Below are 2,821 nucleotides of genomic sequence, written 5' to 3' on the forward strand. Positions count from 1 at the left end.
CTCCCGGCCAGTCCGCCGGGCAGCTCGGTCCCGGCCCCGGCAGCGGCGTCCTCCAGGGCGCCGCCGGCCTCGGCCGACCCCACCACCACGTCATGCCAGAACGACAACTCATGCGGATAGAGCTCTCCGGCCTCCTGGCGCTCGGCCATGGCGGCGAAGTACCCCCCGGCCAGCTGCACGCTGAGTACCGGGAAGAGGTACTCGGGTATGGAAAGCGATCCGAGTCCGATGGTGCCCGACCCGAGCGATCCGGTCGGGTTCACGTACACCGAACCGGGCAGACTTCCCGAGGACGCCACGGAGGCGGCCGCGGACCCGCCCGCCGATCCCAGGGCCTCGAGGGGCGCCACGGAGCCCAGGACCTGACCCACGGACAGTGCGGTGTCCGGCACGACGCCGCTCCCGAGATCCCGTAGCCCCTCGGATCCCGCCCCGACGCCAGGGTTCCCGATGACGATCTCGTCGGGGATCAGTCCGATGAGGCCGTCGACGCTGCTGTTGCCGGTCTGGGTGGGCAACGAGGAATCGGAGCCCGAGGTCTCCTGCCCGTGGGCCGCGGCCGGGATACCGACGGCCGCCAGTGCGGTTGCGGCGACGACCGCGCCGATGCGCCTCGCCCGGAGTCCGGAAACACTGTTCTGGGGCATGTGTGCTGGCCTCTCGTCACGAGCAGGGCCCTCCGGCCCACGCACGCAAAGCGTACTACTACAAGGTCGGCCCCCTGGGCCGGGTGTCATCGCGGGCCGGCCGCCCGGACGGACACACCCGGGGCGGGCGCGCGGCCGGACGGGTCCCAGGTCTACTGGAGCGCCGAACTCAGTCGCGCGACGTTGTCCACATAGCGCCCCGGCCAGGGTCGGCGCTGCCAGGTCTCCAGGTCGAGAGAGGTGCTGTCCTCGAGGTAGGCGTCCACCGCCTCGTTCATCTCGGCCACCGCCTCTCCGCCGAGGACCAGCAGGCTGATCTCGAAGTTCAGGTTGAACGACCGCTGGTCCATGTTGCTCGACCCCACCACCCCGGTGAAGTCGTCGATCAGCAACATCTTGGTGTGCAACACGGCGGGCGAGCGGAACCTGTTGATCCGGACCCCGGCCTCGAGCAACGCACGGAAGTAGGAGCGCTGGGCGTGGTGGACCAGGAACTGGTCGGCGTGTTCGGGAACGAACAGTTCCACATCGACACCCCGGAACGCCGCCGACGTCACCGCGTGGAGCAGCGCCTCGTCCGGGACGAAGTACGGACTGACGATCCTGATCCGATGCTCGGCCTGGCCGATGAGCTGGGTGAACATCCGCAGGTTGGGTTGCGTGCGGTACCCGGGCCCGGACGGGACGAGCTGAAACGCGCTGACCGGGTCGCCGGCGGTCGGGTCGCCCGCAGGACGACCGGCCGCCACCGGTAGTCCCCGGGACAGTTCCTCGAGCGTGCCGATGACCTCCCCGCACTCGGAGTACCAGTCCACGAGGAAGACCCCGTCCATCGCGCGGACGATCTCCCCCCGGACCTCCATCATGAGGTCCACCCACTCCCGCCCCAACCGGGCGTTGCGGGGACTGCCGTAATTCCGGGCGATGAGGTTCTGGGAACCGATGAACCCGCGGTCTCCGTCGACGATGAGCATCTTGCGGTGGTTGCGGAGGTCGGGCCGCCGGAACCTGCCCACGAACGGGTTGATCGGCAGCATGAGGTGGAGTTCGACCGGGGTGCGACGCAGACGCCGGCGGAGCAGCGCGAATCCCCGGTACCTCAGCGAACCGAGGTGATCGACCAGCACCCGCACCGCCACCCCCCGCTCCGCGGCCTCGACGGCGGCGCCGAAGAAGTCATCGGTCTCGTCATCCCAGGACTGGGCGTAGAACTCGATGTGCACGTGGTCACGGGCGGACCGCACCGCCGCCGTCATCGCCGCCAGCGACGCGGAGTAGTCCGAGTGCAGCGCCACGAAATCTCCTGACATGCAGGGGATCGCCGTGAGCGTACGGTTCATCTCGAGGATGGTCCGCACGCCGGGATCCACCCGCACAGAGTCCGGAACCGTGGGCTGGTCCTCGAGGGCCTCCTCGTAGAGCCTGTTGGCCTCCGCCTGGATGATGTGTCGTCGTCCGGTGATGTACGGGTTGCCCAGCAGCAGGAACAGCGGCACCCCGACGATCGGGATGAACAGGATCACCAGCAGCCAGGCCTGCGAGGACGCCGGTTGCCGGTTCTCCGGGACCATGCCCAGGGCCAGGATCTTGAGCGCGTACTCGGTGATGAGCAGGGCCGAGGTCACACCCGCCGGGAACGGCAGGAAGGCCAGTCGCTCGACCAAGGGGTTCATGTGCCGGGCCGGGACAGGACGGCGCCTCTGGCGAGGGATCGGGGATCGACGACGCGACCGTCGGTCATGGTCCAGCGCACCACTCCCGCCAGTGCCCTCTGGGCATATACCGCGTCGGCCGATCCGAGCTCGCGGGCGCCGGGGAGGACGACGAACGCCTCGTCGTCGGCGACGGCCGCGAAGTCGGCCCGCAGGCCCGTCCGGATCTCCCCCCGGTCCTCGAGCCCGACGATCGCGGCCGTCCTCCCTGACATCCAGCAGGCCACGTCCGCGAGATCGCACCCCCTGCGCCGCGCCTCCGTCCACACGACCGACAGTCCGAGCCGGGCGGAGGCGATCGCGTCGATGGTGCCGTCTCGCAGTGCGTCCCAGAGGAGCTCGCGAGTGGCGGCGTCCCGGATCGGGGGGTCCAGCTCGGCGCCGGCGGTCCCCCCGTGGGTGACCTCCGAGACCAGGGCGAGCAGGTGCGGGCTGGTGGAGGCGGTCACCCGCAGACCCTCC

1 protein-coding gene and 2 pseudogenes are annotated in these 2,821 nt (G+C 70.1%); all 3 read right to left on the minus strand.

What is annotated here, in order from left to right; translation table 11 throughout:
• Positions 1 to 647, minus strand: a pseudogene (locus tag G6026_RS11840) (hypothetical protein); the annotation flags it as partial.
• A gap of 152 nt (positions 648 to 799) precedes the next feature.
• Complete coding sequence (cls, locus tag G6026_RS11845; RefSeq protein ID WP_182613297.1) at positions 800 to 2,320, minus strand: cardiolipin synthase; 1,521 nt, start codon at positions 2,318 to 2,320, stop codon at positions 800 to 802.
• Positions 2,317 to 2,821 (minus strand): annotated as a pseudogene (locus tag G6026_RS11850) (allantoinase); the annotation flags it as partial. The gene cls and the pseudogene G6026_RS11850, both read right to left, overlap by 4 nt.

This window comes from Dietzia sp. DQ11-38-2, assembly GCF_014145055.1.
Classification (GTDB): Bacteria; Actinomycetota; Actinomycetes; order Mycobacteriales; family Mycobacteriaceae; genus Dietzia.